We start from the raw sequence: 367 nt of genomic DNA on the forward strand, positions 1-367 counted from the left end.
TTGTATTATGATCGTGTTGATAAACAAATGGATCTAATACTTTATCCCACGCAATCGAATTGTCTTTAACCGTGGTAGAAACATTGGTCTTTACTCCTGAATCACTGTAAACATTTGTTATACTGCTTCCATTTTTATCCGTATAGGAAATTTCCTGCTGCCATTTCAAATTTCCTGTTCCGTCATAGTATTGTACTGCGGTTAAGTTATTGGAAGACTTTGTTGCATCATTTGTGTAGCGGGTAACCTGGGTTAGGATTTCCTGACCTGTTGACTGGTTGACTGAAAAAATTGATCTTTCAGAAATAAATTTACCTGTATAAGTATAGGTCTGATAGTTAAATAAAGTATATTGTGAGTTATAGAC

The 367-nt window shown here is 34.6% G+C and carries 1 protein-coding gene; it reads right to left on the reverse strand.

Features of this window, described 5'->3' with window-relative positions; all coding sequences use genetic code 11:
* The coding region (locus tag SB659_RS19170) for a hypothetical protein (protein ID WP_410551537.1) at positions 1–367 on the reverse strand (367 nt) is incomplete at both ends.

Origin of the sequence: Arthrobacter sp. SIMBA_036 (assembly GCF_046535135.1) — a bacterium.
Classification (GTDB): Bacteria; Actinomycetota; Actinomycetes; order Actinomycetales; family Micrococcaceae; genus Arthrobacter.